Origin of the sequence: Pelagibius marinus (genome assembly GCF_014925385.1) — a bacterium.
GTDB classification, from domain to species: Bacteria; Pseudomonadota; Alphaproteobacteria; order Kiloniellales; family Kiloniellaceae; genus Pelagibius; species Pelagibius marinus.
The window spans coordinates 547579-571634 of record NZ_JACSDK010000001.1; the positions used below are offsets into that span (position 1 = coordinate 547579).

At 68.1% G+C, this 24056-nt stretch carries 29 protein-coding genes; 24 read left to right on the top strand and 5 right to left on the bottom strand.

From position 1 onward, the window contains the following. Nucleotides 1-60 precede the first annotated feature (60 nt). A complete protein-coding gene (locus tag H7X47_RS02655; protein WP_193367048.1) occupies nucleotides 61-243 on the top strand; it encodes a hypothetical protein in 183 nt (60 codons plus the stop codon). A 102-nt stretch (nucleotides 244-345) separates the two neighbouring features. Here H7X47_RS02655 and H7X47_RS02660 read toward each other — a convergent pair whose 3' ends face one another. Further along, the gene (locus tag H7X47_RS02660; RefSeq protein WP_193367049.1) at nucleotides 346-699 is read right to left on the bottom strand and encodes an Mpo1-like protein; all 354 of its coding nucleotides are present in this window, start codon (nucleotides 697-699) and stop codon (nucleotides 346-348) included. An 84-nt stretch (nucleotides 700-783) separates the two neighbouring features. Between H7X47_RS02660 and H7X47_RS02665 the strand changes: the two genes are divergently transcribed. The 3 genes from H7X47_RS02665 (at nucleotide 784) to H7X47_RS02675 (ending at nucleotide 3002) form a co-directional block, all read left to right on the top strand. Next, nucleotides 784-1809, top strand: coding sequence for an aspartate-semialdehyde dehydrogenase (locus H7X47_RS02665; protein ID WP_193367050.1), 1026 nt, complete (start codon nucleotides 784-786; stop codon nucleotides 1807-1809). Nucleotides 1810-1872: 63 nt separating this feature from the next. Then, nucleotides 1873-2496 (top strand): LysE family translocator, encoded by a 624-nt coding sequence (locus H7X47_RS02670; protein WP_193367051.1) that lies wholly within the window; start codon nucleotides 1873-1875, stop codon nucleotides 2494-2496. A 161-nt stretch (nucleotides 2497-2657) separates the two neighbouring features. Next, nucleotides 2658-3002 carry a hypothetical protein gene (locus H7X47_RS02675; RefSeq protein ID WP_193367052.1) on the top strand — a complete coding sequence of 115 codons (345 nt, stop codon included), beginning with the start codon at nucleotides 2658-2660 and terminating at the stop codon, nucleotides 3000-3002. Nucleotides 3003-3090: 88 nt separating this feature from the next. Here H7X47_RS02675 and H7X47_RS02680 read toward each other — a convergent pair whose 3' ends face one another. Beyond that, entirely contained in the window at nucleotides 3091-4500 is a 1410-nt protein-coding gene (locus H7X47_RS02680) for an adenylate/guanylate cyclase domain-containing protein (RefSeq protein WP_193367053.1), read from the bottom strand. Nucleotides 4501-4607: 107 nt separating this feature from the next. On the opposite strand from H7X47_RS02680, the gene H7X47_RS02685 reads away from it, so the two are divergent. The 3 genes from H7X47_RS02685 (at nucleotide 4608) to H7X47_RS02695 (ending at nucleotide 6021) form a co-directional block, all read left to right on the top strand. Next, nucleotides 4608-4949 carry a hypothetical protein gene (locus tag H7X47_RS02685; RefSeq protein ID WP_193367054.1) on the top strand — a complete coding sequence of 114 codons (342 nt, stop codon included), beginning with the start codon at nucleotides 4608-4610 and terminating at the stop codon, nucleotides 4947-4949. Nucleotides 4950-4983: 34 nt separating this feature from the next. Further along, complete coding sequence (locus tag H7X47_RS02690) at nucleotides 4984-5565, top strand: tyrosine phosphatase family protein (RefSeq protein ID WP_193367055.1); 582 nt, start codon at nucleotides 4984-4986, stop codon at nucleotides 5563-5565. Between the two features lie 126 nt (nucleotides 5566-5691). Beyond that, nucleotides 5692-6021, top strand: a complete 330-nt coding sequence (locus tag H7X47_RS02695) for a hypothetical protein (protein ID WP_193367056.1) — start codon at nucleotides 5692-5694, stop codon at nucleotides 6019-6021. A gap of 1 nt (nucleotide 6022) precedes the next feature. On the opposite strand, the gene pdxY is transcribed toward H7X47_RS02695, so the two are convergent. After that, the gene (pdxY, locus tag H7X47_RS02700) at nucleotides 6023-6874 is read right to left on the bottom strand and encodes a pyridoxal kinase PdxY (RefSeq protein WP_193367057.1); all 852 of its coding nucleotides are present in this window, start codon (nucleotides 6872-6874) and stop codon (nucleotides 6023-6025) included. A 156-nt stretch (nucleotides 6875-7030) separates the two neighbouring features. On the opposite strand from pdxY, the gene H7X47_RS02705 reads away from it, so the two are divergent. The 12 genes from H7X47_RS02705 to H7X47_RS02760 all read left to right on the top strand — a co-directional run bounded on the left by H7X47_RS02705 (nucleotide 7031) and on the right by H7X47_RS02760 (nucleotide 18377). Then, complete coding sequence (locus tag H7X47_RS02705) at nucleotides 7031-7909, top strand: HpcH/HpaI aldolase/citrate lyase family protein (RefSeq protein WP_193367058.1); 879 nt, start codon at nucleotides 7031-7033, stop codon at nucleotides 7907-7909. Between the two features lie 2 nt (nucleotides 7910-7911). After that, nucleotides 7912-8985, top strand: a complete 1074-nt coding sequence (locus H7X47_RS02710) for a MaoC family dehydratase (protein WP_193367059.1) — start codon at nucleotides 7912-7914, stop codon at nucleotides 8983-8985. 1537 nt (nucleotides 8986-10522) lie between these two features. Beyond that, nucleotides 10523-10918, top strand: a complete 396-nt coding sequence (sdhC, locus tag H7X47_RS02715; protein ID WP_193367060.1) for a succinate dehydrogenase, cytochrome b556 subunit — start codon at nucleotides 10523-10525, stop codon at nucleotides 10916-10918. 4 nt (nucleotides 10919-10922) lie between these two features. Beyond that, the gene (gene sdhD, locus H7X47_RS02720; RefSeq protein WP_193367061.1) at nucleotides 10923-11318 is read left to right on the top strand and encodes a succinate dehydrogenase, hydrophobic membrane anchor protein; all 396 of its coding nucleotides are present in this window, start codon (nucleotides 10923-10925) and stop codon (nucleotides 11316-11318) included. 10 nt (nucleotides 11319-11328) lie between these two features. Continuing rightward, complete coding sequence (sdhA, locus tag H7X47_RS02725; protein ID WP_193367062.1) at nucleotides 11329-13116, top strand: succinate dehydrogenase flavoprotein subunit; 1788 nt, start codon at nucleotides 11329-11331, stop codon at nucleotides 13114-13116. 25 nt (nucleotides 13117-13141) lie between these two features. Further along, complete coding sequence (locus H7X47_RS02730; RefSeq protein WP_193367063.1) at nucleotides 13142-13921, top strand: succinate dehydrogenase iron-sulfur subunit; 780 nt, start codon at nucleotides 13142-13144, stop codon at nucleotides 13919-13921. Nucleotides 13922-13972: 51 nt separating this feature from the next. After that, entirely contained in the window at nucleotides 13973-14335 is a 363-nt protein-coding gene (locus tag H7X47_RS02735) for a hypothetical protein (protein ID WP_193367064.1), read from the top strand. A 16-nt stretch (nucleotides 14336-14351) separates the two neighbouring features. Further along, on the top strand, nucleotides 14352-14738 hold the full coding sequence (locus H7X47_RS02740; protein WP_193367065.1) for a hypothetical protein: 387 nt from the start codon (nucleotides 14352-14354) through the stop codon (nucleotides 14736-14738). Between the two features lie 70 nt (nucleotides 14739-14808). Further along, nucleotides 14809-15456 (top strand): FMN-binding negative transcriptional regulator, encoded by a 648-nt coding sequence (locus H7X47_RS02745; RefSeq protein ID WP_193367066.1) that lies wholly within the window; start codon nucleotides 14809-14811, stop codon nucleotides 15454-15456. A gap of 10 nt (nucleotides 15457-15466) precedes the next feature. Then, nucleotides 15467-16549 (top strand): glycerophosphodiester phosphodiesterase, encoded by a 1083-nt coding sequence (locus tag H7X47_RS02750; RefSeq protein ID WP_227010124.1) that lies wholly within the window; start codon nucleotides 15467-15469, stop codon nucleotides 16547-16549. Between the two features lie 50 nt (nucleotides 16550-16599). Then, on the top strand, nucleotides 16600-17889 hold the full coding sequence (locus H7X47_RS02755; RefSeq protein WP_193367067.1) for an NAD(P)H-binding protein: 1290 nt from the start codon (nucleotides 16600-16602) through the stop codon (nucleotides 17887-17889). Further along, on the top strand, nucleotides 17889-18377 hold the full coding sequence (locus H7X47_RS02760) for a DUF2269 family protein (protein ID WP_193367068.1): 489 nt from the start codon (nucleotides 17889-17891) through the stop codon (nucleotides 18375-18377). Before H7X47_RS02755 ends, H7X47_RS02760 begins: the two co-directional genes overlap by 1 nt. Before the next feature lie 16 nt (nucleotides 18378-18393). On the opposite strand, the gene H7X47_RS02765 is transcribed toward H7X47_RS02760, so the two are convergent. Further along, entirely contained in the window at nucleotides 18394-18600 is a 207-nt protein-coding gene (locus tag H7X47_RS02765; RefSeq protein WP_193367069.1) for a DUF6494 family protein, read from the bottom strand. Nucleotides 18601-19045: 445 nt separating this feature from the next. Between H7X47_RS02765 and H7X47_RS02770 the strand changes: the two genes are divergently transcribed. Continuing rightward, a complete protein-coding gene (locus tag H7X47_RS02770) occupies nucleotides 19046-19402 on the top strand; it encodes a hypothetical protein (protein ID WP_193367070.1) in 357 nt (118 codons plus the stop codon). Between the two features lie 6 nt (nucleotides 19403-19408). Here H7X47_RS02770 and H7X47_RS02775 read toward each other — a convergent pair whose 3' ends face one another. Next, complete coding sequence (locus H7X47_RS02775; RefSeq protein WP_193367071.1) at nucleotides 19409-20110, bottom strand: glutathione S-transferase N-terminal domain-containing protein; 702 nt, start codon at nucleotides 20108-20110, stop codon at nucleotides 19409-19411. 188 nt (nucleotides 20111-20298) lie between these two features. Here H7X47_RS02775 and H7X47_RS02780 point away from each other — a divergent pair, with 188 nt between their 5' ends. The 4 genes from H7X47_RS02780 (at nucleotide 20299) to zapE (ending at nucleotide 24008) form a co-directional block, all read left to right on the top strand. After that, nucleotides 20299-20970, top strand: coding sequence for an outer membrane protein (locus H7X47_RS02780; protein ID WP_193367072.1), 672 nt, complete (start codon nucleotides 20299-20301; stop codon nucleotides 20968-20970). Between the two features lie 150 nt (nucleotides 20971-21120). After that, complete coding sequence (locus tag H7X47_RS02785; RefSeq protein ID WP_193367073.1) at nucleotides 21121-22035, top strand: DMT family transporter; 915 nt, start codon at nucleotides 21121-21123, stop codon at nucleotides 22033-22035. Nucleotides 22036-22050: 15 nt separating this feature from the next. Then, nucleotides 22051-22797, top strand: coding sequence for an SDR family oxidoreductase (locus H7X47_RS02790; protein WP_193367074.1), 747 nt, complete (start codon nucleotides 22051-22053; stop codon nucleotides 22795-22797). A gap of 59 nt (nucleotides 22798-22856) precedes the next feature. Next, on the top strand, nucleotides 22857-24008 hold the full coding sequence (gene zapE / locus H7X47_RS02795) for a cell division protein ZapE (protein ID WP_193367075.1): 1152 nt from the start codon (nucleotides 22857-22859) through the stop codon (nucleotides 24006-24008). Nucleotides 24009-24056 lie beyond the last annotated feature (48 nt).

The window sequence follows — 24056 nt, forward strand, 5'->3', positions numbered from 1 at the left end:
GGACCAGGGAAGGCCGACTAAAGTCCTCAGCTAACCGAAGCTCCGGTGGGAGATTGTGCAATGAAGAAGACCCTTACCGCCCTGATGGTCGCGGCTGGTGTCGTTGGTTTCGCGGGGGCCGCTGTCGCGGGCTGCGCGGGCCATCTGCAATCCGTTCAGAGCACCTCCAAACCGATCGTTACCGCAGACGCCGAGCAGTCCACCCCGGTGACCACCACCACGACCGAGACTGCTCCGAACTAGGCGCGAGACCCCATGGACGTTACGAAAGGCCGTCCCTCTGGGCGGCCTTTCTCCTTAGGGGGCTTTCCAGACGGGCTACAAACGGGCGAAAACGACGGAAGCTTATTCGCGGTCCTTGCGGCGCGCTGGCTCGCCGCGACTTGCGGGCGGGCCGCCCGCCAACCATGTGAAGAGCATCCGGAAGTCGCTGATGAAGGACCACCAGGGGTGGGTGAAGGTGGCCGGGCGGTTGCGCTCGACGAAGGCGTGGCCGATCCAGGCGAAGGCGTAGCCGCAGACCAGCGCCGCCACCGCCAGCCGCCAGTCGCCCCGGGCGACGGCCCCGGCCAGCAGGAAAAGGCCGAGGCAGGTTCCGGTGTAGTGCAGGGCGCGGGTCGCCGCGCGGCGGTGTTCGCCTAGATAGCGCGGCCAGAACTCGCGGTAACTGCCGGAGCGGACGGAAGAGCTTCGAGTCATCTCGGGGCCAGGAATTTGAGAGCCGGCTGATGCCGGGAAGCATAACAGACTGACGATGCGAAAGGCACGGATAGGTAAGAGGACATGGGATACAAGGTAGCAGTAGTGGGCGCCACGGGCGCCGTCGGCCGCGAAATGTTGAAGACGCTGGCCGAACGCAAGTTCCCCATCGACGACATCGTGGCGCTGGCCTCCGAACGCTCGGTCGGCAGCGAGGTCTCCTTCGGCGAGGACGATACGGTCAAGGTGCAGAACCTGTCGACCTACGACTTCAAGGGCACCGACCTGGTGTTCTCCTCGCCGGGCGCCAAGATCTCCGCCGAGTACTCGCCCAAGGCGGGCAAGGCCGGGGCCGTCGTCATCGACAACACCTCGCAGTTCCGCATGGACCCGGACGTGCCGCTGGTGGTGCCGGAGGTGAACCCCCAGGCGCTGGCCGGCTATGCCAAGAAGAACATCATCGCCAACCCGAACTGCTCGACCATCCAGATGATGGTGGCGCTGAAGCCGCTGCATGATCTCGCCAAGATCAAGCGCGTGGTGGTGGCCACCTACCAGTCGGTCTCCGGTGCCGGCAAGGACGGCATGGACGAGCTGTTCAACCAGACCCGCGGCATCTACGTGAACGAGCCGGTCAAGCCCGAGCAGTTCACCAAGCAGATCGCCTTCAACGTCATCCCCCACATCGACGTCTTCATGGACGACGGCTCCACCAAGGAAGAGTGGAAGATGGTGGTGGAGACCAAGAAGATCCTCGACCCCGCGATCAAGGTGCATGCCACCTGCGTGCGCGTGCCGGTCTTCGTCGGCCATGCCGAGGCGATCAACATCGAGTTCGAGAACCCCATCGACGAGGTTGCGGCCCGCAAGGCGTTGAGCGCGCAGCCCGGCTGCATCGTCGTCGACCACCGCGCCGATGAAGGCTATGTCACGCCGCAGGAGTCCGCCGGCGAAGACGGCGTCTACGTCAGCCGCGTGCGCAGCGACCCCACGGTGGAAAACGGCCTGTCGATCTGGGTGGTCTCCGACAACCTGCGCAAGGGCGCCGCGCTCAACGCGGTGCAGATCGGCGAGACCCTGGTGAACAACTATATGAAGGTGCCGGCCTAAGCCGGAAAAGCCGCCGGGCGCGCAGGCGCTGCGTGCCCGGTGCCCCTCTGCGGAACGAATTTCATGACTTTCGAGGCCTGGTCGGTTTTCCTGGCGGCCGCGGTGCTGCTGTGCCTTTCGCCCGGCGCCAACAACCTCATGGCGCTGACCAACGGCCTGCGCTACGGCGTCCTTGCGTCGCTGGTCGCGGTCGGCGGGCGCATCGCCGCCTTCGCGGTGATGATCGCGATCACGGCCGTCGGCCTGGGCGCGGTCCTGGCCGCCTCCGAACTGGCCTTCCAGGTCATCAAGTGGGCGGGCGTCGCCTATCTGGCCTATCTGGGCGTCAAGGCGCTGCGCAGCCGCGGCGAGGCTTCCTTCGACGGCGAAGCCGCTGTGAAGGCGCAGTCGCTGGGCGAGCTCGCGCGCAAGGAGTTCCTGGTCGCCGTCGGCAATCCCAAGGCGATCCTCATCTTCACCGCGATCTTCCCGCAGTTCCTGGTGCCGGGCGAGCCGGCCCTGCCGCAGTTCGCGGTCATGGGCGCGACCTTCCTGGTCGGCGAGGTCTTCGCCGCCCTGGTCTACGTCGTCTCCGGCAAGTGCTTCGCGCCGCTGCTGCGCGACCGCGCGAGCTGGATGAACCGCATCACCGGCGGCCTGCTGCTGGCCGCCGCCGGCCTGCTTGCCGCCGCCAGCCGCCGGGCGTAGCACCGGAACCGACATCTTTCCCAGGCCAAATGCGGTCTTCACAGCCGCTTGAGAACGGACTGCCGTCCCATCTTCGTCGGATGAGAATGCCTAGATTCAAACTACGGGCCGATTGAACGGCTCCGTCGTGAATCCATTCTCAGGCGATAGAGGAGGACGCCATGCTGAGACTCCTGAACAAGCTCGCGGCGCGGGTGCGTGCGGGTCTTGCCGCGATCCTGCTGGCGGCAGGCTGCATCCTGGCCGTGACATCCGTGGCCCAGGGCCAAGGACCTCCGGGCGTCTGTCATCCGCGCGACCATCTGTTGAACTGGCTGCGCGACAACTTCGGTGAGGTCCCCGTCGGCTTCGGTCTGGCCGACGGCAAGGTGCTCGAGCTGCTGGCCTCCAAGGACGGCCTGACCTGGACCATCATCATGACCTGGCCAAACGGCAGGTCCTGCGTGATGACCGGCGGCGAGGCCTGGCGCAGGCTTCCGCTGCCCCCGAAAGGGCCGGCAGTCTAGATCCCCGTTCGATGGCCGCCACGCCCTGCCCGGCCGGAGTGAGGGCCGGCAAGAGCAACCGCCTCCAGGCGGACGCGGACAAATCGATCTAGGGAATAGCGTAGATGCTGATGTTCTCGGTGACGCCGCGCAAGGTGGCGTCGTGCGCCAGGGGCTTGACCCCCTGTCCGGCCAGGAAGCTGGAGGCCAGCGGATCGTCCAGCACCGCGCCGGTGGTGAAGATCTCCCGCGAGGTGGCGAGGTGCTGGACGCGTGAGGCGATGTTCACGGTCTGCCCGAAATAGTCCTGCCGTTCGTTCAGGTTGACGGCGATGCAGGGGCCTTCGTGGATGCCGATCTTCAACAGCAGGTCTTCGCTGCCGCGTTCGCTGTTCAGCTGGCGCATGGCCTCACGCATCCGCAGGGCCGCGGCGATGGCCCGGTCGGGCGTGGGGAAGGTCGCCATGACCGCATCGCCGATTGTCTTGACCACGGCGCCCGCTTCCGCCGCCACGATCCCATTGAGCACGCCGAAATGCGTGCGCACCAGGTCGAAGGCCGCCAGGTCGCCGACCCGTTCGTAGAGTTCCGTCGAGCCCCTGAGGTCGGTGAACAGGAAGGTGAGACTGGTAATCTTCAAGCGCTGGTCCACGTCCAGCGCATCGGTTTGGTAGATGTCCCGGAAGGTCTGGTTGGACAGCAGCCGCTTGGCCGTGAGGAAGGGCCGGCGCTGCTTCATCATGTCGTGCAGGGCGTCGTTGGCGATGCAGACGCTGGGCAGGGTCCGCACCTCCGTATGGTTCTCCACCGAAATGCGCAGCGGACCGGGTCGCAGGTCCAGCGCTTCGTGGTGGCGGTGCTTGCGGTCGAAGACCAGCGTCAGGGTCTGCCGCTCCGTCGTCGCTTCGCCCTTCACGTCCAGGAACTGCGCTGCGTGGGTGACCGGCTCGAAGACGATGACGAAGGCTTCCGGCAGATGCAGGGAGAGAATGGCCTTCTCGCCGGCCGGCAGTTCCAGGTCTTCAATCAGGAACTCTTTCACCCGGGATTCGAGGTCGCCCTCCGGCAGATCGATGCCCGAGCCCCAATAGATCTGCCGGAAATATTCGATCGGCGGCAGCTGGTCCGGATTGTGCGCGGCTATGCGGCGCGTGCGCGGATTGACCGTGAAGGTGACCTCGACCATTTCGTCGAGCGTCGGTTCGTAGCCCGCGGCGCAGAGGGCACAGGTGTATTCATCGCTGCGCACGGATTTCAAAGAGGCGCCCGCATCGAGGACGCCGCCGCAGCCCGGGCAGAGCACGTTCCACGACAAATCGAAGAGGCCGAGGCGGCAGGCGTGCAGGAAGGCGGCGATGGTCTGCTCGTCGTCGAACCCTTCCCCCGCCGCGAAGGCCAGCACGTTCACGCGGCAGAGCTTGTGGTCCGGCGCTTCCTTGATGAGCCGCTCAATCGCTTCGACAATTTCCGGTTGCGCCGACTCGCGGAGCACACCGAAGAGAGTTTGCGCCGCGTCCATAGTCAATAATCATTGCGCCGAATCGCGCTCGGCGCCAGTCAATTCAAGAGGCGCGCCCCGCCATCCTGCCTCTTGGCGCGCGCCCCCGCAGGGGCTATTTGTCTGCTATGGCCAAGAAAAACCCGCTGAAGCTCAACGCTCTGCAATTGAAGACCCTGACGCTGCTGCAGCAGCTGGCGCGCAGCCCCGACCACGCCCAGCCGGGCGAGGAGGAGGGCAGCATCTTCGTCTCCAACTTTCCCGCGGCCCACGGCGATCACTTCCATGTCGGCGACGCCGTGGTGCTGGCGCGCGACGCCAGCGGCCTCGCCAATCCCAACGTCTTCGCGGTGCTGGAACGCAAGGGTCTCCTGCGCTCCATGTTTCCCCTGGGCGCGATGCTGACCGCCGAGGCCCTGGCCTACGACACCGGCCTGGCCGACAAGGTGCTGCACCGTTCCGATCACTAGGGCCCTTTGCCGTTCTGCCGAAAGAAGTCTGCGCATGAAACCCATCGCCATTTCCGTCCTGACCGTCTGCGGTGTCGAGGAGCTGCCGGAGCACGCGGCAAGCAAGGTGACCCATGTGTTGACACTGATCGATCCGGGCTGGCCGGACATCGAGGCCTTCGACACCTTCGACGACCATCACCGCAAGATCATGCGCTTCCACGACATCATCGACCCGGCCGAGGGCAAGGTCATGCCGACGCCCGAGCACGTCGCCGAAATCCTGGAGTTCGGGGAGGAACTGGCGGCCTCGCGCGAGGCGCGGGAGGACGGGCACCTGCTGGTCCATTGCTACATGGGGGTGTCGCGCTCCACCGCGGCCATGCTGTCGCTGCTGGCGCAGGTGCATCCCGAGGAGTCGGAAGAGCGCCTCTTCGAGCGCCTTCAGGAAATCCGTCCCCGGGCCTGGCCGAACTCCCTGATGGTCGGCTACGCCGACGAACAGCTGGGCCGTGGCGGCCGCCTGGTGGAGGCGCTGAAGCGGCACTACGGCTGGCAGCTGAAGCGTGATCCGCGCTTTTATGACTGGATGGATCAGCTCGGCCGCCAGCGCGAAATCGACATGGCCGTCGGTTGATTTCTCGATCGCCGCGGTGACCGCTTGTCACCCGCTTTCTACGGTCTGCCGGGCCGCCGTTCCGGGCTATACTCCCCGCCGGGTGGCTGAAGCCCTTTTCGGTTTCTCACAAAGCGGGAGACGGCGATGTCCGGTCCGTTTATCGCAAAGAGCTTCTTCCTTGTGGGCCTCTTCACGCTGCTGGCGTCGCCGACGTTGGCCGACGCCATCGACGGCGACTGGTGCTCCACCACCGAGGCGGCGCACTTCAGCATCGACGGCCCCGGCATCATCACCCCGGCGGGCACGGCGACCATCGGCGACTACCGGCGTCACACCTTTACCTATGAGGTGCCGGAGGGCGACCCCGGCGCCGGGCAGATCATCGACATGCGTCAGTTGAACGAGGAGGAGATCCTGGTCTCCGTCGACGGCGGCGAGCCCGTGCTGTGGGTGCGCTGCCAGGTCGTCAGTTGAGTCAGAGCGCTTCGGCGCTGAAGCGCCGGCGCGGGGCTTCCAGGCGGTCCTGGGCGGCGACGAACTGCAGCTCTTCCTCGCCGGCCTCCAGGGTGGTCTCCAGGATCTCGAAGATCGCCGAAGCGGCCCGGCCCAGCGCCTCGGGCAGCGATCCGGTTTTCAGATAGAAGCCGAGGAAGAGGGCGGCCACCGCGTCGCCGGCGCCGTTGGGCGTGATCGGCAAGCGCGGACAGGCGACCCGCCAGACGCCTTGCGCGCTCACCGCCAGCATGGCCACTTCGTCCTCTCCCGCATCCAGGCTGGTCACCAGCACCACCTTCGGGCCCTGACCCTGCACGGACGCCAGCAGGCTTTCGGCGGCGGCGCGGATCCCGGCCAGGTCTTGAGGTTTCTGTCCGGCCAGGATCTCCAGCTCGAAGAGGTTGGGGGTCACGATGTCGGTGGCGGGCAGGGCCTTGCCGGTCATGAACTCCGGCACGTCCTGGCGCACGAAGAGGCCCTTGCCGTGGTCGCCCATTACCGGGTCGCAGGCCCAGATCGCCCGGGGGTTGGCGGCGCGGATGCGGGTCGCGGCATCAAGGATCACCTCCCCCAGGGCCGGGTCGCCCACGTAGCCGGTCAGGAGCGCGTCGCAGCGGGCCAGCGCCCCGCGCGCTTCCAGGCCGTCGACCAGCCGGGCGATGTCCCCGGCGGCGAAGACCTGTCCCTCGAAGTCCGGGTAGCCGGTGTGGTTGGAGAACTGCACTGTGTGGACCGGCCAGACCTCGATCCCCAGGCGCTGCAGCGCGAAGACCGCCGCCGAGTTGCCGACGTGGCCGTAGGCGACGTGGGACTGGATGGAAATCACGTTCATCGGGAGGCGTTGCCTGCTTTCCGGCGGTTTTTGGGGGTTCCGGCGGGCGGCAGCTTGCCACAGGCGGGCCATCGTTTATAGTCGCCCCCGCGTTCGCAGGTGCGGAAAAACGCGCCTGCGGGCGGCCGAACAAGACCACGCAGGGAGATTCCGCTCATGACCGCCGCCCGTCCGCGCCGTTCCGTCCTCTACATGCCCGGCTCCAACGCCCGCGCCCTGGAAAAGGGCCGCAGCCTGCCGGCCGACGGCCTGATCCTCGACCTGGAGGACGCCGTGGCGCCCGACGCCAAGGAGACCGCGCGCGAGCAGATCGTCGCCGCGCTGAAGGAAGGCGGCTACGGCAAGCGCGAGATCGCGGTGCGGGTGAACCCGCTGGACAGCCCCTGGGGCAAGGACGACGTGAAGGCCATGGCGACCTCCGGCGCCGACGCCATCCTGCTGCCGAAGGTCGAGACCGCGGCCATGATCCACGAGCTGGAAAAGCTGATGGACGCGGCCGGCGCGCCCCAGTCCATGGGCATCCAGTGCATGATGGAGACGCCGCTCGGCATGCTGAACGCCCAGGAGGTGGCCGGCGCCTCCAAGCGCATCACCTGCCTGGTCATGGGCACCTCCGACCTGGTGAAGGACCTGCAGGCCGCGCACACGCCCGAACGCCTGCCGGTGCTGACCAGCCTCGGCCTCTGCATCCTGGCGGCGCGCGCCTACGGCATCGCCATCACCGATGGCGTGCACCTGGACCTTTCCGACGAGGAGGGCTTTGCCGCCTCCTGCCGCCAGGGCAAGGAGCTGGGCTTCGACGGCAAGACGCTGATCCACCCCAAGACCATCGCCGCGGCCAACGAGGTCTTCGCGCCCTCCCAGGCGGAGATCGACTGGTCGCACAAAATCATCGCCGCTCATGCCGAGGCGACCGCCGAGGGCAAGGGCGTCGTCGTCGTCGACGGCAAGCTGATCGAGAACCTGCACGTGGAAAGCGCCCAGCGCCTGGTCGCGCTGTCCGAAGCAATCAAAGAACTCGAAGCGGCCGCCTGAAGATGTCCAAGAACAATCCCAAAAACAACCTGGGCAACCACTTCGAGGACTTCCGCCTCGGCCAGGTGCTGAAGCACGCCACGCCGCGCACGGTGACGGCGGGCGACCAGGCGCTCTACACGGCGCTCTACGGCGGGCGCTTCGCGCTGCAGTCCTCCGACGCCTTCGCACGAGATTGCGGCTTGCCGCAGGCGCCCGTCGACGACCTGCTGGCCTTCCACGTGGTCTTCGGCAAGACGGTGCCCGACGTGTCGCTGAACGCCGTCGCCAACCTGGGCTACGCCGACGGCCGCTTTCTGGCTCCGGTCTATCCGGGCGACACCCTGTCGAGCGAGAGCGAGGTGGTGGGCCTGAAGGAGAACTCCAACGGCAAGACCGGCGTGGTCTACGTGCGCAGCCGCGGCGTGAACCAGCGCGGTGAGGCGGTGATGGAGTACACGCGCTGGGTCATGGTGCGCAAAGGCGACGAGAACGCGCCGGCGCCCGACGCGGTGGTGCCGGAACTGCCGGCGGCCGTGGCGCCCGAAAACCTCGTGGTGCCCGAGGGGCTCGACTTCTCCAAGTTCGATATGGCGGCGGCGGGCAGCCCGCACCGCTGGGGCGACTACGCGGTCGGCGAGAAGATCGACCACGGCGACGCCATGACCATCGAGGAGGCCGAGCACCAGCTCGCCACCCGGCTCTACCAGAACACCGCGCGTGTCCACTTCAACCAGCACGTCGAAAGCCAGGGCCGCTTCGGCCGGCGCATCGTCTACGGCGGCCACGTCATCTCGCTGGCCCGCGGGTTGACCTTCAACGGCCTGGGCAACGCGGTGAAGATCGCCGCCATCAACGCCGGCACCCACGCCGCGCCCAGCTTCGGCGGCGACACCATCTACGCCTGGTCGGAAGTGCTGGACAGGCTGGAGGTACCGGGGCGCAGCGACCTCGGCGCCCTGCGCCTGCGCACGGTGGCCACCAAGGACCGCCATTGCGCCGACTTCCCTTTGAAGGCGGCCGGCGAGGACGGCAAGCTGCGCTACGACCCGGCGGTGGTGCTGGACCTGGACTACACGGTGCTGCTGCCGCGATGATCGGCGCCGCTTCCCCCTCACCCTCCTGCTTCGCGGGTCCCTCCCTCTCCCCGCGGGGGAGAGGGTTGCGCAGCCTTGGCGAGGAACGAGCCTAGGCGTAGCTGGGTGAGGGGGTGATTGCCCGCCACATCTGGTGCGATTTCGGGTCGCGACCACAAAATTTGGTTGAAACGGCAGAATCGCTGCTGTAATGAGTGAGGCGCCGGGTGCAGCGGGGGAGACCCCCGTTGCGGCGTACCCCGGAAGAGAGGGCACTACCCGACGCCTCAAGAGCTGGATCCAGCTCAGCGTGATTGCTGCGGCGAGTGGCCTCTTGATCAGAATTCGCGCGCGGATACCGGGCCTGGCGTGACCGATAAAGCGCAGCGAGATCGCTGACCTCCCCGAAGGGAGCGAACCCACCCGGGCGGGCCGTTCGGCGCCTCCAGTTCCGACTTCCGACGAGCGACCTAGCTTTCCCTAAGAGGCAGAGCCTCTGCGGGGCAGCTCGGGCGTATCCGGCGCGCGGTTGGGATCCCGGGGGATCTTTCTCCGCACGGGGCGGCTGCGCGAAGCACACCTCCCGTCCTCGGGTCTCCGAAAGACCGCCGCTGGCGCGGCTGCCTTCCGGGCCTGGTCGGCACCCTTGCGGGTACCTTCCTTGGCCGATGAGACCGTCCTGCAGCTTCGCGAGGAAACTGCGTGGTCCCGGACTGGCGGGCGCCCCGACACGGGGAAGGGACGCCGCCATCGCCGGAAAGTGCAGGGTCGAAGGACGACCGGCACCTCCCATCCGAAACCCGGGATCTGCAGGGCAACCCGGCTTCCGGTGCCGGACGGGCAACTCCCGAAGAAGCATTCCGTCCCCGGATCGCGGACCGGCGCGTCCCCACCGAGCTATCGGGATCCCCGAAGGGACCGCCGCAGCCGGCTGATCTCCGGCCCGAGGGCCGCTGCACCTCACGGATTGTCCGATCCGAAAACCGGACCCTCCGGAGGCCGGGAGGAACCGAAGCTCCTCCGAGACCGCTGTATCTCCTTCGGACCGAGGACCCGAAAGTCCTTGGCCCTCCGAGTTACACCTCCGTGGAGCCGAAGCTCTTGGAGAGGGCCGCACCCGCCGTTTTCCGACGCTTTCACGTGCAAGAAGATGCTCGCCCGAATAGCAGAGAGCGACAACAGAAAATTACCGACGAGTCCCAGAATCTTGTGCATAGTTTCGTCCGAACTGCACAAATCCTTCACATCTTGCCCACAGCTCTATCCACAGCCCGCCGCCGGCCGGTTTCCCTGTGGCATTGCGGTACGCTGGGGAGTCTTCGCCGAAAGGTTGGGCGGAGCGGGGATATTTCTCGGGAATCAGGGGGGGCGTCGGGCGGGCTTCCGGCGCGGTCCGGGGCCCCGGACCGGGGCCTCGCGTTGACTTATGTTGCGCTGCGGTCTAAATCACACGCCAACGATAAAACTAAGTCGCTGTTGAGCGTTCCCCTCTAGACTGCGTCTGTCCGACGCGGAGCCTCAAGCAGTCCGGCAGAAGAAACAGGCACAGAGCAAGCGCATGATCTCGTCCAATCGGCCCCTTTCGCCGCATCTGCAGGTGTACCGCCCGCAGATCACCTCGACACTTTCGATCCTGCACCGGCTGACCGGCATCGCGCTGGCCGCCGGCACCCTGCTGCTGACCTACTGGCTGGTGGCCGCCGCTTCGGGGCCGGAGGCCTTCGCCACCGCCCAGGGCCTGATCGGCTCCTTCATCGGGCGGCTGCTGCTCTTCGGCTGGAGCATCGCGCTCTTCTACCACCTCTGCAACGGCATCCGGCACCTGGTCTGGGACGCCGGCTACGGCTTCGAGATCGAGGCGGCGACGCGCAGCGGCTGGATGGTGGTCGGCGCTTCGGTGGTGTTGACCCTGGCGACCTGGGCGCTGGGCTACGCCATGATGGGGGGAGCCTGAGCCCATGAACGATCAATCCAACCTGCGCTCGCCCCTGGGCCGCGTGCGCGGCCTCGGCTCGGCCAAGGACGGTACCCATCACTGGTGGGCGCAGCGCCTCACCGCGCTGGCCCTCATTCCGCTGACCATCTGGTTCGTCGGCGCGGTGGTCAGCCTGATCGGCGCCGACCACGCGGCGGTCGCCGCCTGGATCGCCTCGCCCGTGGTCGCCGGCCTGCTGATCCTGCTGATCGTCGCGACCTTCTATCACGCGGCGCTGGGCCTGCAGGTGGTTATCGAGGACTACGTGCACGGCGAGGGCGCGAAGATCGCCCTGCTGCTCTTCGTCAAGGCGCTGACCATCGTGCTCAGCCTCTCGGCCGTACTCTCGGTCCTGACCCTGCTTTTCACCCGCGCGTAAGGCCTACACCATGACCAAGTCCTATGAGGTAATCGATCACACCTATGACGTGGTGGTGGTGGGCGCCGGCGGCGCCGGTCTGCGCGCGACCCTGGGCCTGGCCGAGGCCGGCTTGAAGACTGCCTGCATCTCCAAGGTCTTTCCGACGCGCAGCCACACCGTGGCGGCGCAGGGCGGCGTCTCCGCCTCGCTCGGCAACATGGGCGAGGACGACTGGCGCTGGCACATGTACGACACGGTCAAGGGCTCCGACTGGCTGGGCGACCAGGACGCCATCGAGTACATGGTGCGCGAGGCGGTGCCGGCGATCCTGGAGCTCGAACACTACGGCATGCCGTTCAGCCGCACCGAGGACGGCAAGATCTACCAGCGCCCCTTCGGCGGCATGACCACCCACTTCGGCGAGGGCATCGCCCAGCGCACCTGCGCGGCGGCCGACCGCACCGGCCACGCCATGCTGCACACGCTCTACCAGCAGAGCCTGCGCCAGCACGCCGAGTTCTACATCGAGTACTTCGCCCTCGACCTGATCATGGAAGACGGCGTCTGCCGCGGCGTCATGGCCTGGAACCTGGACGACGGCACCATCCACCGCTTCCGCGCGCAGATGGTGATCATGGCGACGGGCGGCTACGGGCGCATCTACTTCTCCTGCACCGGGGCCCACACCCAGACCGGCGACGGCAACGCCATGGTGCTGCGGGCCGGCCTGCCGCTGCAGGACATGGAGTTCGTGCAGTTCCACCCCACCGGCATCTATGGCGCCGGCTGCCTGATCACCGAGGGCGCGCGCGGCGAGGGCGGCTATCTCACCAACTCCGAGGGCGAGCGCTTCATGGAGCGCTACGCCCCTTCGGCCAAGGATCTGGCCAGCCGCGACGTGGTCTCCCGCGCCATGACCATGGAAATCCGCGACGGCCGCGGCGTCGGCGCGCAGAAGGACCACATCCACCTGCACCTGGAGCACCTGGCGCCCGAGCTGCTGCACCAGCGCCTGCCGGGCATCTCGGAATCGGCGCGCATCTTCGCCGGCGTCGACGTGACCAAGGAGCCGATCCCCGTCCTGCCGACCTGCCACTACAACATGGGCGGCATCCCGGCGCTCTACAGCGGCGAGGCGGTGACCCTGAAGGACGGCAACCCCGACAGCGTGGTGCCGGGCCTCATGGCCATCGGCGAGGCGGCTTGCGTCTCGGTGCACGGCGCCAACCGGCTGGGTTCCAACTCGCTGCTGGACCTGGTGGTCTTCGGGCGCTCCGCCGCGCGGCGCTGCGCCGAGATCCTCACCCCCGGCGAGAAGCAGGCGCCGCTGCAGACCGGCGCCGGCGACGAGGCGCTGGACCGCTTCGACCGCCTGCGCCACGCCGACGGCGAGGTCCCCACCTCGGCGCTGCGCGAGGAAATGCAGCGCGCCATGCAGGACCACGCCGCGGTGTTCCGCACCGGCGAGTCGCTGGCCGAGGGCGCGGAAAAGCTGAAGGCCGCCTGGGCCAAGCGCGGCGACGTGAAGGTCAGCGACCGCACCCTGATCTGGAACTCCGACCTGGTCGAGACCCTGGAGCTCGACAACCTGATGTTCCAGGCCAAGGTGACCATGGAGTCGGCGGGCAACCGCCTGGAAAGCCGCGGCGCCCACGCCCGCGAGGACTATCCGGACCGCGACGACGTGAACTGGATGAAGCACACCCTGGTGTGGTGCGGCGAGAATGGCGAGGTGCGCTTCGGCGACCGGCCGGTCCACCTCAACACCCTGACCAACGAAGTGCAGACCTTCCCGCCCAAGGCGCGAGTCTACTAAGAGAACCCGCGAGAGAAAGAGTCCGATGGTCGAGTTCGCCCTACCCGCCAATTCCAAGATCGGCGCCGGCAAGTCCTGGCCCAAGCCGGAGGCCGCCAAGAACACCAAGACCTTCCGCGTCTACCGCTGGAATCCGGACGACGGCGAGAACCCGAGTGTCGACACCTTCGAGGTGGACCTCGACAACTGCGGGCCGATGGTTCTCGACGCGCTGATCAAGATCAAGAACGAGATCGATCCGACGCTGACCTTCCGGCGTTCCTGCCGCGAGGGCGTCTGCGGCTCCTGCGCCATGAACATCGACGGCACCAACACCCTGGCCTGCACCAAGTACCTGAACGAGGTGGACGGCGAGGTGAAGGTCTATCCCCTGCCGCACATGCCGGTGGTGAAGGACCTGGTGCCGGACCTGACCCACGTCTACGCGCAGTACGCCTCCATCGAGCCCTGGCTGAAGGCCGAGACCCCGGCGCCGGAGCGCGAACGCCTGCAGAGCCCGGAGGAGCGCGAGAGGCTGGACGGCCTGTGGGAATGCATCCTCTGCTTCTCCTGCTCGACCTCCTGCCCCAGCTACTGGTGGAACGGCGACCGCTATCTCGGCCCCGCCATCCTGCTGCAGGCCTACCGCTGGATCGCCGACAGCCGCGACGAGGCGACCGGCGAGCGGCTCGACCAGCTGGAAGACCCCTTCCGGCTGTACCGCTGCCACACCATCATGAACTGCACCAAGACCTGCCCGAAGAGCCTCAATCCGGCGAAAGCCATCGCCGAGATCAAGAAGCTCATGGTCGAGCGCCGGGGCTGAGCCCGGCGCCACGCGCTGGTTTTCCTCAGCGGCGTGTTTTACATCTAGGGGATGTCGCGCAGAACCATTTTTGCCGTGGTGCTGGCCGGGGCAACCGGCGTTGTGGCGGCTGCTGCCGCTGGTGCTGCGTACCTTGGGCCGATGTTTGGTGTCCTGGCGGTCTTGCCCGAGGTCTACGTCATCGCGATCGCGCTGGCCGCCATCGTTCCCTTGATCTATCGCCGGCTGCCCGGTGCGCGCGGCGCGGTGCTGGCTCTTTTCTTCCCGACTCTGGCGCCGCTTCTGCTCTACGCGCTTCACAGCGGATTGAAGGATTGGACCGTCGTCCTGGGGCTCAGCTTTGCCTATGCCCTCGGGACTATCGTGGTTTTCCGTCTGGTGATGGGCGGCGATCGTGGCGTTGCGGAAAGCTGACCGCTATTCTCCCGCGATGACTCCCAGGACCGCTCTCGCCCTGCTGCTGGCCGGCATCGTCGGCATGGTCGCCTACGCGCTGGCCGCCGCGCTCCTTGTCGATTCTGCCCAATTGAGTCTCCTGGCGAAGCCGGCGTTCTATCTCGTCGGCATCTTCTTCGTCCTGCCGGCCCCCGTCGTCTACCGCTTCCTGCCGGATGCCCGGGGCGCCGCCCTGGCGCTGGCGCTGATGACTCTGATGCCGGCCCTGGCCTCCAAGCTCGGCGGTGAGACCATGCTGGCCTGGCACGTCCTCTTGGCGCTGACCTTCGTCTACGCGCTGACGGCGCTGGTGGTCTACCGCCTGGTGGCGGGCGCCCCCAAAGCGGCAAGGGCGCCGGGTGGTCCGCCGGCGGAGGACTAGACTGGCCCTTTCGCCGTGTCGCGCCGCCGCCTAAGCTCGGCCGCCGCTTAGCTGTGACGGATGACTTCCCATGTACGTTCCCGAGGCTTTCCGCCTGGACGACCCTCAGCGCATTGCCGCGGTCGTTCGGGCCCACGACTTCGCCCTGCTGGTGACCGCTGCCGACGGCGTGCCCCAGGCGACCCACCTGCCGTTCATGTATGACCCGGAGGCCGGCGAGCACGGGACCCTGCTGGCGCACATGGCGCGGCCCAATCCGCAGTGGCGCGACTTCGAGAAACTGGCGGCGGCGGGGCGGGAGGCCCTGGTGATCTTCCAGGGTCCGCACAGCTACATCTCGCCGACCTGGTACGGCGAGGGGCCGCCCAACGTGCCGACCTGGAACTACGTCGCGGTACACGCCTACGGCCTGCCCAAGGTGATCGAGGAACCGGAGCGGGTGCGCGCGCTGCTCGACCGCCTGGTGGCGACCCAGGAGGCCGGGCTCGATCCCGCCTGGTCCACCGCCGGGCTGACGGAGAAGTATGTGGCCGGGATGCAGCGCGGCCTGGTCGCCTTTGAAATTCCCGTGAGCCGGCTGGAAGCCAAGGCCAAGCTCAGCCAGAATAAGACGGCGGCGCAGCTCGCCGCCGCCACGGCGGTGCTGGAAGCGGCGGAGGCGCCGCTGGTGCGGCAGACCGGCGCCTGGATGCGCCGGGCGCTGGAGGACAAGGGATAGCGGGAGCCCCATGACGCGGAAGCCGGAAGAGATCTCCAAGTCGAAACCGCGCCTTTCCGGCGGCTCGCGCTTCTGGATCGCCTTCACCCTGCTGATGCTGGCCGCCGGCCTCGCCATGGTGATCTTCCCCCGGACGCCGCCGCCGCAAACCGCGCTGGAAGTCGAGGCCTTCGACCTGCAGGGCCACCGCGGCGCGCGCGGCCTGATGCCGGAGAACAGCCTGCCGGCTTTCGAGAAAGCCCTGGCCCTGGGCGTCACCACGCTGGAGCTGGACACGGTGATGACCGCCGACGGCGTCGTCGTGGTGCATCACGACCGCCGCCTCTCGCCGCCGCGCACCCGCGACGCGACGGGCGCCTGGATCGCCGAAGACGATCCCCCGGCGATCGTCTCGCTGACCGCCGCCGAGCTCGCCGCCTACGACATCGGCAGCGCCAGGCCGGGCAGCCGCGTGGCGGAGCGCTACCCGGCGCAGGCGCGTCTCGACGGCCTGCGCATTCCGGCCCTGGCCGCGGTGCTGGCCCGCGCCGAGGCGCTGACCGGCGGGACCATCCGCTACAACATCGAAACCAAGATCTCGCCCGAAGCCCCGGCAGAGTCTCCCGACCCGGAAACCTTCGCCAAGGCCCTCGTGGCCGTGCTTAAGGACAGGGGCGTCGCCTCCCGCGCGGCGGTGCAGTCCTTCGACTGGCGCACGCTGCAGGTGGTGCAGGAGGAAGCGCCGGAGATCGCGACGGTTTACCTGACGGCGGAGCAGGACTGGCTCGACAACCTGGGGCGCGGCGATCCCGCGCCCTCGCCCTGGCTGGGCGATCTCGACATCGACTGGGCCGAGGTGACTCTGCCGCAGGCGATCACCCGCGCCGGCGGCGCCGTCTGGTCGCCCTACTACCGCGACCTCACCGTGGCGGACCTGAAGGAGGCGAAGAAGCTGGGCCTGCGCGTCGTGGTCTGGACGGTGAACGACCCCGCCGACATGGCCTCGCTCATCGACCTCGGTGTCGACGGCATCATCACCGACTACCCCGACCGCGCCCGCCAGGTGATGACGGAAAAGGGCCTGGCCCTGCCGCCCGCGTTTGCCGGGGAGTAGTTTGGGGTTAGACTCCCTGGAAGGTTGTTCTCGGGGGATTCTTCTTTCTGATGCGTGTTCTGCTGACCGGCGCCAACGGTTTCATCGGCGCCCATCTGACCGCTGCGTTGATCGCCGCGGGCCATGAGGTCGTCGCCGCGGTGCGCAACCCGGCGGCGTTGGCGGCACGCTTTCCCGACATCGACACCGTCGCCGCCGACCTGAACCGCGACATCACGCCGGCGGACTGGCGGCCGCGCCTGGCCGGCGTCGACGCGGTCATCAACTGTGCCGGCGTGTTGCAGGGCGGCCGCGGCCAGGACATGACGGCGATCCACCACCTGGCCCCGGCGGCGCTCTTCGACGCCTGCGTCGCGGCGGGCGTGAAGCGGGTGCTCCAGATCTCCGCCATCAGCGCCGACGACGAGGCCGGCACCGAATACGCCCGCACCAAGAAGCAGGGCGACGATCACCTGCGCGCGCTGGATCTCGACTGGGTGGTGCTGCGCCCCTCGCTGATCTACGGCGAGGGCGCCTACGGCGGCACCGCCATGCTGCGCGCCCTGGCGGTCTTCCCCTTCGTCACCCCGCTGGTGGGCCGGGGCGGGCAGGCCTTCCGGCCGCTGCACGTGGAGGACCTGGCCCGCACGGTGCTGGAGTGCCTCACGCGGGACGACCTGGCGCGGCGCACGCTGGAGCCGGTGGGCCCGAAGGTCGAGACCGTGAAGGGGATTGTCGCCCGCTACCGCGCCTGGCTGGGCCGCCCGCCGGCGCGCCCGCTGCACATCCCCCTGGCGCTCATCCGCCTGTTGTGCCGCCTGGGCGACCTCCTGGGGCGCGGTCCGCTCACCACCACTTCGCTGAAGCAGATCGAATACGGCAACGTCGGCCAGGAGACCGGCTTCATCGAGACCATCGGCTTCCGGCCGGCGACCCTGGCCGAGAGCCTGCAGCGCCGCCCGGCCCAGACCCAGGACCTCTGGCACGCGCGCTTCTACCTGCTGCGCCCGCTGGTGCGGGCGGTGCTGGTGCTGCTGTGGCTCATTTCGGGCCTGCTCGGTTTGTGGATGCTGCGGAGCTTCGCGGTGCCGCTGCTGAACGCCGCCGGTTTTCCGCCAGTCCTGGCCACCGCCACGGCGCTGGGCACGGCGCTGCTGGACCTGGCCATCGCGGGCCTGCTCGCCGCGAACTGGCGACCGCGCCTGACCGCTGCCGTGCAGCTCACGGTGATCGCCGGCTACACCCTTGCGCTCACCGTCTTCGCGCCGCACCTCTGGGGCGATCCCTTCGGACCGCTGCTGAAGAATCTACCGATCCTCGTGTTGGTCCTGGTGCAGATGGTGCTGGCGGAGGAGCGCTGATGGAGCCTTACCTGCCCGATACCTACCTCGTCGCCAGGGGCCTGCACATCGTCAGCGCCATCGTGCTGTACGGCGTCGGGCTGGGCACCGCCTTCCACATGTATACCGCCTGCTGCAGCGCCGACGTTGCGGGCATTGCCCGGGTGACCCGCCAGGTGGTGCTGGCCGACTGGCTGTTCACGACGCCGACGGCGGTGCTGCAGCCGGCGAGCGGCCTCTGGCTGGTCCACCTTACCGGCTACGGCTACGCCGAGCCCTGGCTCATCGTCAGCTACCTGCTCTACGGCATTGCCGGCGTCGCCTGGCTGGTGGTGGTGGCGCTGCAGATCGACATGGCGAGGCTGGCGGCGCTGGCCTTGCGCAACAACAGCGGGCTGCCCGAGGCCTTCCTCGGCCGCTTCCGGCTCTGGGTGCGGCTCGGCTGGGTCGGTTTCGGCTGCCTCGCCGGCGTCATCGTCCTGATGGTGGCCAAGCCGGCGCTCTGGTGAGCGCCGGGCTGGGGTTTCAGCCCAGCTTGATCTCGCCGTCGATGTCGTGGCTGAGGTCCAGGCCCTCGATGGAGAGCACGGCCTTCACCTTCAGGGTCTCGGAGCCCTTCAGCTTGCCGCCCTCCAGGGCCGCGCGCACGGCGTTCTCGATCTCGCGCTGGGAGGTCACGCCGACCTTCTTCAGGAACTTGCGCAGCTCCATGTTGAAGACTTCTTCGTCCATTCTCCGCCTCTCTTTTGCTTGGGCCGCCAGAATTTGCTTGGTCCCCGGGGGCCGCTTTGGCTCCCTAGATAGCGGGCGGAACGCTTGTTGGAAAGGGTTTCCATTCCTGAAGGGCGCTTGCCGCGCGGGTGACGCGGCAGAGGGCCGGGGCAGGCCAAGGCCCGGTAGAGGCGCCCAGAAGCAAGCCCGCCGCCGCGGGATGGCGCCGTTTCTTGCCGCGATGGTTGAGATCGCCGCCGAATATGACAGCCTTGCCGCGAGAGCGGCGGCGCTGTGCAGGTTTGTCTTCCTGAAAGTGCATTTTTTTCGACGTGTGGCAAAACCCACCGCACCTTTCCCGCGACCAAGGGATAGTGACACCCGAAGTTCGGAACCATCCGAACGCTCCGCCGCCGGCCTCTTGTCCACCTGCCGCGCCGGAGTCGAGGAAGAGGAGGCGCAAGCCATGCGCAAGATCATGTCATCCCGCGACGTCCGCCGCCGCTTCGCGGCCCGCGCTGCGATCCCGGCCGCCTTCCTGTCCCTGGCCGCCGCCATGGCGTTCAGCGGCCAGGCGACTGCCGCCCAGCCTTCCACCTGTGGCGCGCGCGAGGCGGTGCTGGACCGGCTGTCTTCGCGCTACGACGAACAGCCCGTCAGCCGCGGCGTCACCGCCACCGGCAGTCTGCTGGAGATCCTGGCCAGCCCCGCCGGGACCTGGACGATCATCGTCACCATTCCCAACGGCCCGACCTGCCTGGTCAGCTCCGGCGAAGGCTGGAGCGACGTTCCGCTGCAGGTGGCGGAGGATCCGGCCGTCTGAGGCGGCCTAGGCCGCGGTCTCGAAGGCCGTGATCGAGCGGGCCAGGCCGTCGTAGAGGTCCAGCATGCAGGTCCGCCAGTTGCGCAGCGCTTCCTCCTCGGCGCCCAGCAGATCGACATCGCAGACCGAGCGCGCCAACTGGAATTCCCCGAAGACGAGATAGTCGGCATAGGCGGGACGCTCCCCGCAGAGGAAGGGCGTCTCGGCCAAGCGCTGACGCAGCGGCTCCAGCACCGGGTGCAGGGCCTCCAGCAGCGCCGGGCGGCGCACCGCGAGCTGCTCCATGGTCATCCCGAACTTCGCCTCCCGGGTCCGGCGGTAGTAGCTGCGGTCCTCGGGCAGCGCCAGGGCCAGCACATAGGGCGCCAGGACCGGCGCCAGAGCCCGCTGCAGGCTGTGATCCACCCAGTGATTGACGAGGCGTGACAGGGCCCGGCCGCCGGGCCCGTCGAAGAGGCTGGGCGCTTCCGGATAGTTGTCTTCCAGATGGCAGGCGATGGCCCAGCTGTCGTGGATCACCGTCGCGCCGTCGACCAGCACCGGCACCCGGGACTGGCCGCTGAAGGCGACCTCGTCGCTTTCGGTGAACTTAATCGCACGGAGCTCCGGCGCCAGTCCCTTATGGGCCAGCGCCAGGCGGGCGCGCCAGCAGAAGGGGCTGGGGCGCCGGTCGTCGGCGCAGAGACGCTCGTAGAGAAGCAGAGCCATGGAACACCCTTGTCAGTGACCTCGCGGGGCGCAGGATGGCGCTTCCTGTTGTCGTTGCCAACCAATTGACAGTAAACGGCAAGTTTTTGTGAATGCCAACGAGGGAGGTTATTTGACAGCTTGCGGCGCTGATGTGATTAACTACAAGGCATCGATCTGGGGATTGAAGTTGAGGGGGGGGCAGACGAATGGGGCGCTGGATCTTCCTGTTACTTTGCGTGTTGCCTTTTACCGGCCAGCCGGCCTTCGCACAGGACTCGGACGGCGGGTTTTATATTGGCGCCCGCGCGATCGGTTCTTTCGCTAGTGTCGACGACGTCAATGGCGGGGGCTTTACCGGATCGACGCGGGTCCAGAACGATACGGACACTGTGGCCGGGGTCGCCGGGATCGTCGGCTACCGCTGGGCGGACCTGCCCCTGCGCACCGAGGTCGAAGGGGGCTACCGCTTCCGCTTCGACTTCGACGTCCAGGACCAGGGCGCGCCGGTGGTCGACTACGAGACCAATCTCGAAACCGCAACGGTGCTCTTTAACGCCGTGCTGGAATGGCGCAACGAGTCGAACTTCACGCCCTTCATCGGCGGTAGCATCGGTTGGGCGCGGAACACGAGCGAGACGATGCGGGTCGTCATCCCGGGCGGGCCCTCCACCACGCAGGACAACGACGAGGACAATCTGGCCTGGGGCGTCATGGCCGGGGTGGATTGGGAGTTCATCGACCACTGGTCGGCAGGGCTGGCCTATCGCTACCTGGATCTGGGCGAGGTCGATTCCGGCAGCTTCTCGGGCGGGGACAGCCTCGGCGCCGACGACTTCACCTCGCACGACGTGATGTTGACGGTCAGCTATCGCTTCTGACGCCTCGCTGGCGCGATTGTCGGCTGACAAAGCGGCGGTTGTCGCCGCTTTCGGGGGCGGGCTATGCTGGCGGCGCTCGCGGCGTTCGTCTGCGCCGCGGCCCTCAAACCTGCCACAGCCACTCGAGCCCGCGGAAAGCGCCCCCCGCCCATGCGCAACTCGCCCCTGTTCAACCTGGGTCTCTACGGCGCCACGGTGCTGTTCTGGGGGACCACCTGGATCGCCATGAAGTACCAGGTGGGGCCGGTGGCACCGGAATTGTCGGTCGCCTACCGCTTCACCCTCGCCACCGCCGTGGTCTTCCTCTGGGCGCGCCTCGCGCGCCAGCGCTTCGGTTTCGGCCTGCGCGTCCATCTGCTGCTGGCGGCCATGGGACTCTGCATGTTCTCCTTCAACTTCTACTTCTTTTACCGGGCCGCGGCCTCGGTCACCTCGGGGCTGCTGGCGGTGGTCTTCTCCATGACCGTGGTGTTGAACATCATCAACGGCCGCCTGCTGCTCGGCCGCCGCGCCGCGCCGCGCACCCTGGTCGCCGCGGCTCTCGGGGTCGCCGGTATCGTCGTGCTGTTCTGGCCGGAGGTCAGCCGCTTCGACCTCGCCGACGACGGCAGCCTCGGCCTGCTGCTGGCGCTGACCGGGACGCTGTGCTTCTCGCTCGGCAACATCGCCTCGGCGCGCGCCCAGATGCTGGGCCTGCCGGTGCTGTCCTGCAACGCCTGGGGCATGGCCTACGGCGCCCTCGCCATGTACGCGGTGGCGCTTGTCGGCGGCGCGCCCTTCGTGCTCGACAGCGCGACGTCCTACCTGATCGGCCTGCTCTACCTGACGCTCTGCGGCTCGGTCCTGGCCTTCGGCGCCTACCTCACCCTGCTGGGGCGCATCGGCGCCGATCGCGCGGCCTACGCCACGGTGCTCTTCCCGCTGGTCGCCCTGGCCATCTCCACCGTGGTGGAAGACTATGTCTGGACGCCCGCGGCGCTGGCCGGCGTCGCCCTGGTGCTGGCGGGCAACCTGCTGGTGCTGCTGCGCCCGCGCGGGGCCAGCCCGCAGGTCGCCGCCGAATAAGGGAGAGAGACTGCGATGGCTGAAACGCTGTTGGTGACCGGCGGCGGCCGGGGCATCGGCGCCGCGGTGGCGCGCCTGGGCGCGGCGGCCGGCTATACCGTCTGCGTCAACTACCGCAGCAACGCCGTCGCGGCCGAAGCGGTGGTCGCGGAGATCGAGCGGGACGGCGGCCAGGCGGTGGCGCTGCAGGCCGACGTTGCGCGCGAGGAAGAAGTGGAAAAGCTTTTCGCCGCCATCGACGCGGAGCTGCCGCCGCTCACGGCCCTGGTGAACAATGCGGGCATCACCGGGCATGTCAGCAAACTGGAAGAGGCTTCCACACAGACCCTGCGCGACGTCATCGAGCTGAACGTGCTGGGCGTCATCTGGTGCTGCCAGGCGGCGGTCCGGCGCATGGCCCGGCGTCACGGCGGGCTGGGCGGGGCCATCGTCAACATCTCCTCCGGCGCCGCGACCCTGGGCAGCCCCGACACCTTCGTCTGGTACGCCGCCTCCAAGGCCGCGGTGGACACGCTGACCCTCGGCCTGGCGCTGGAGAACGCGCGCGACGACCTGCGCGTCAACGCCGTGGCGCCCGGCCTGATCCGCACCGACCTGCACGTCGACTCCGGCATGCCCGACCGCCTGGAGACCATGCCGCCGCAGACGCCCATGGGCCGCCCGGGCGAGCCGGAGGAGATCGCAGAGGCGGTGCTCTGGCTGCTTAGCGAGAAGGCCTCCTTCACCAACGGCGCCGTCCTGCGGGTCACGGGCGGGCGCTAGGGCCGGGCGCTGAGGCCGGCTCTTTCCCTGCCGGCGGCTTTGGCTTAAACATCGCCGCCATGGGGCAGGGTGCAAAACCAGAATCGGACAAGCCTGAAGGGCCGCTGGCGGCCTACCGCGCGCTGCGCCGCGAGGGCGCGCTGCACCACGACGCCGGCCAGTTGCTGGCGGCCGAGAAGCTGCAATCCCTGCACAACGCCCTGCGCGGCTACCAGCCGGCCGGCGGGGGCGGCGGCTGGAAGGCACGCCTGGGCCTGGCCCGCCGCCGCGAGGAGCCGCCACAGGGCCTCTACATCTTCGGCAACGTCGGCACCGGCAAGTCCATGCTGATGGACATCTTCTTCGAGACCGCGCCCTTGGAGAAGAAGCGCCGGGTGCACTTCCATGCCTTCATGCAGGAGGTTCAGGACCGCCTGCACGCCTGGCGCCAGGACCCGGCCAACAAGGACAAGGGGGACCCGCTGCCGGTGATCGCCGAGGCGCTGGCCGGAGAGGCCTGGCTGCTGTGCTTCGACGAGTTCCACGTGGTCAACATCGCCGACGCCATGATCCTGGGGCGCCTTTTCGAGACCCTCTTCGCCGCCGGCGTGGTGGTGGTCGCAACCTCCAACTGGCCGCCGAACCGGCTCTACGAGGGCGGCCTGCAGCGCGAGCGCTTCGAGCCCTTCATCGATCTGGTGAAGCAACGCCTGGACGTGCTGGAGCTGGACAGCGGCGTCGACTACCGCCTCAAGCGCCTGAAGGACATCACCGCCTACCACGCGCCCCTGGGACCGCGCGCCGAGGCGGCCCTGGACAAGGCCTTTGCCGAGCTGACGGAGGGGGCCGAGCCGGCGCCCGACACCCTGATCTACAAGGGCCGCGAGATCCCGGTGCCGCTGGCCGCGCGGGGGGTGGCGCGCTTTTCCTTCGCCGAGCTCTGCGAGAAACCGCTGGGGCCGGGCGACTACCTGGCCATCGCCGGGCTGTTCCACACGGTGGTGCTGTCGGGCGTGCCGCAGCTCTCGGCGGAAAAGCGCAACGAGGCGCGGCGCTTCATGATCCTGATCGACGCCCTCTACGAGCACCGGGTGAAGCTGGTGGTCTCCGCCGAGGCGCCGCCGGAGCGCCTCTACCCCGCCGGCGACGGCGCGGTGGAGTTCCAGCGCACGGTCAGCCGCCTGCAGGAGATGCGCTCGGCCGACTACATCGGCAAGGCGCACATGACGTGAGGGAGGCGATTTTGCCGCCCGGGGATTTCGCAGGTGCAAATTCCTGGC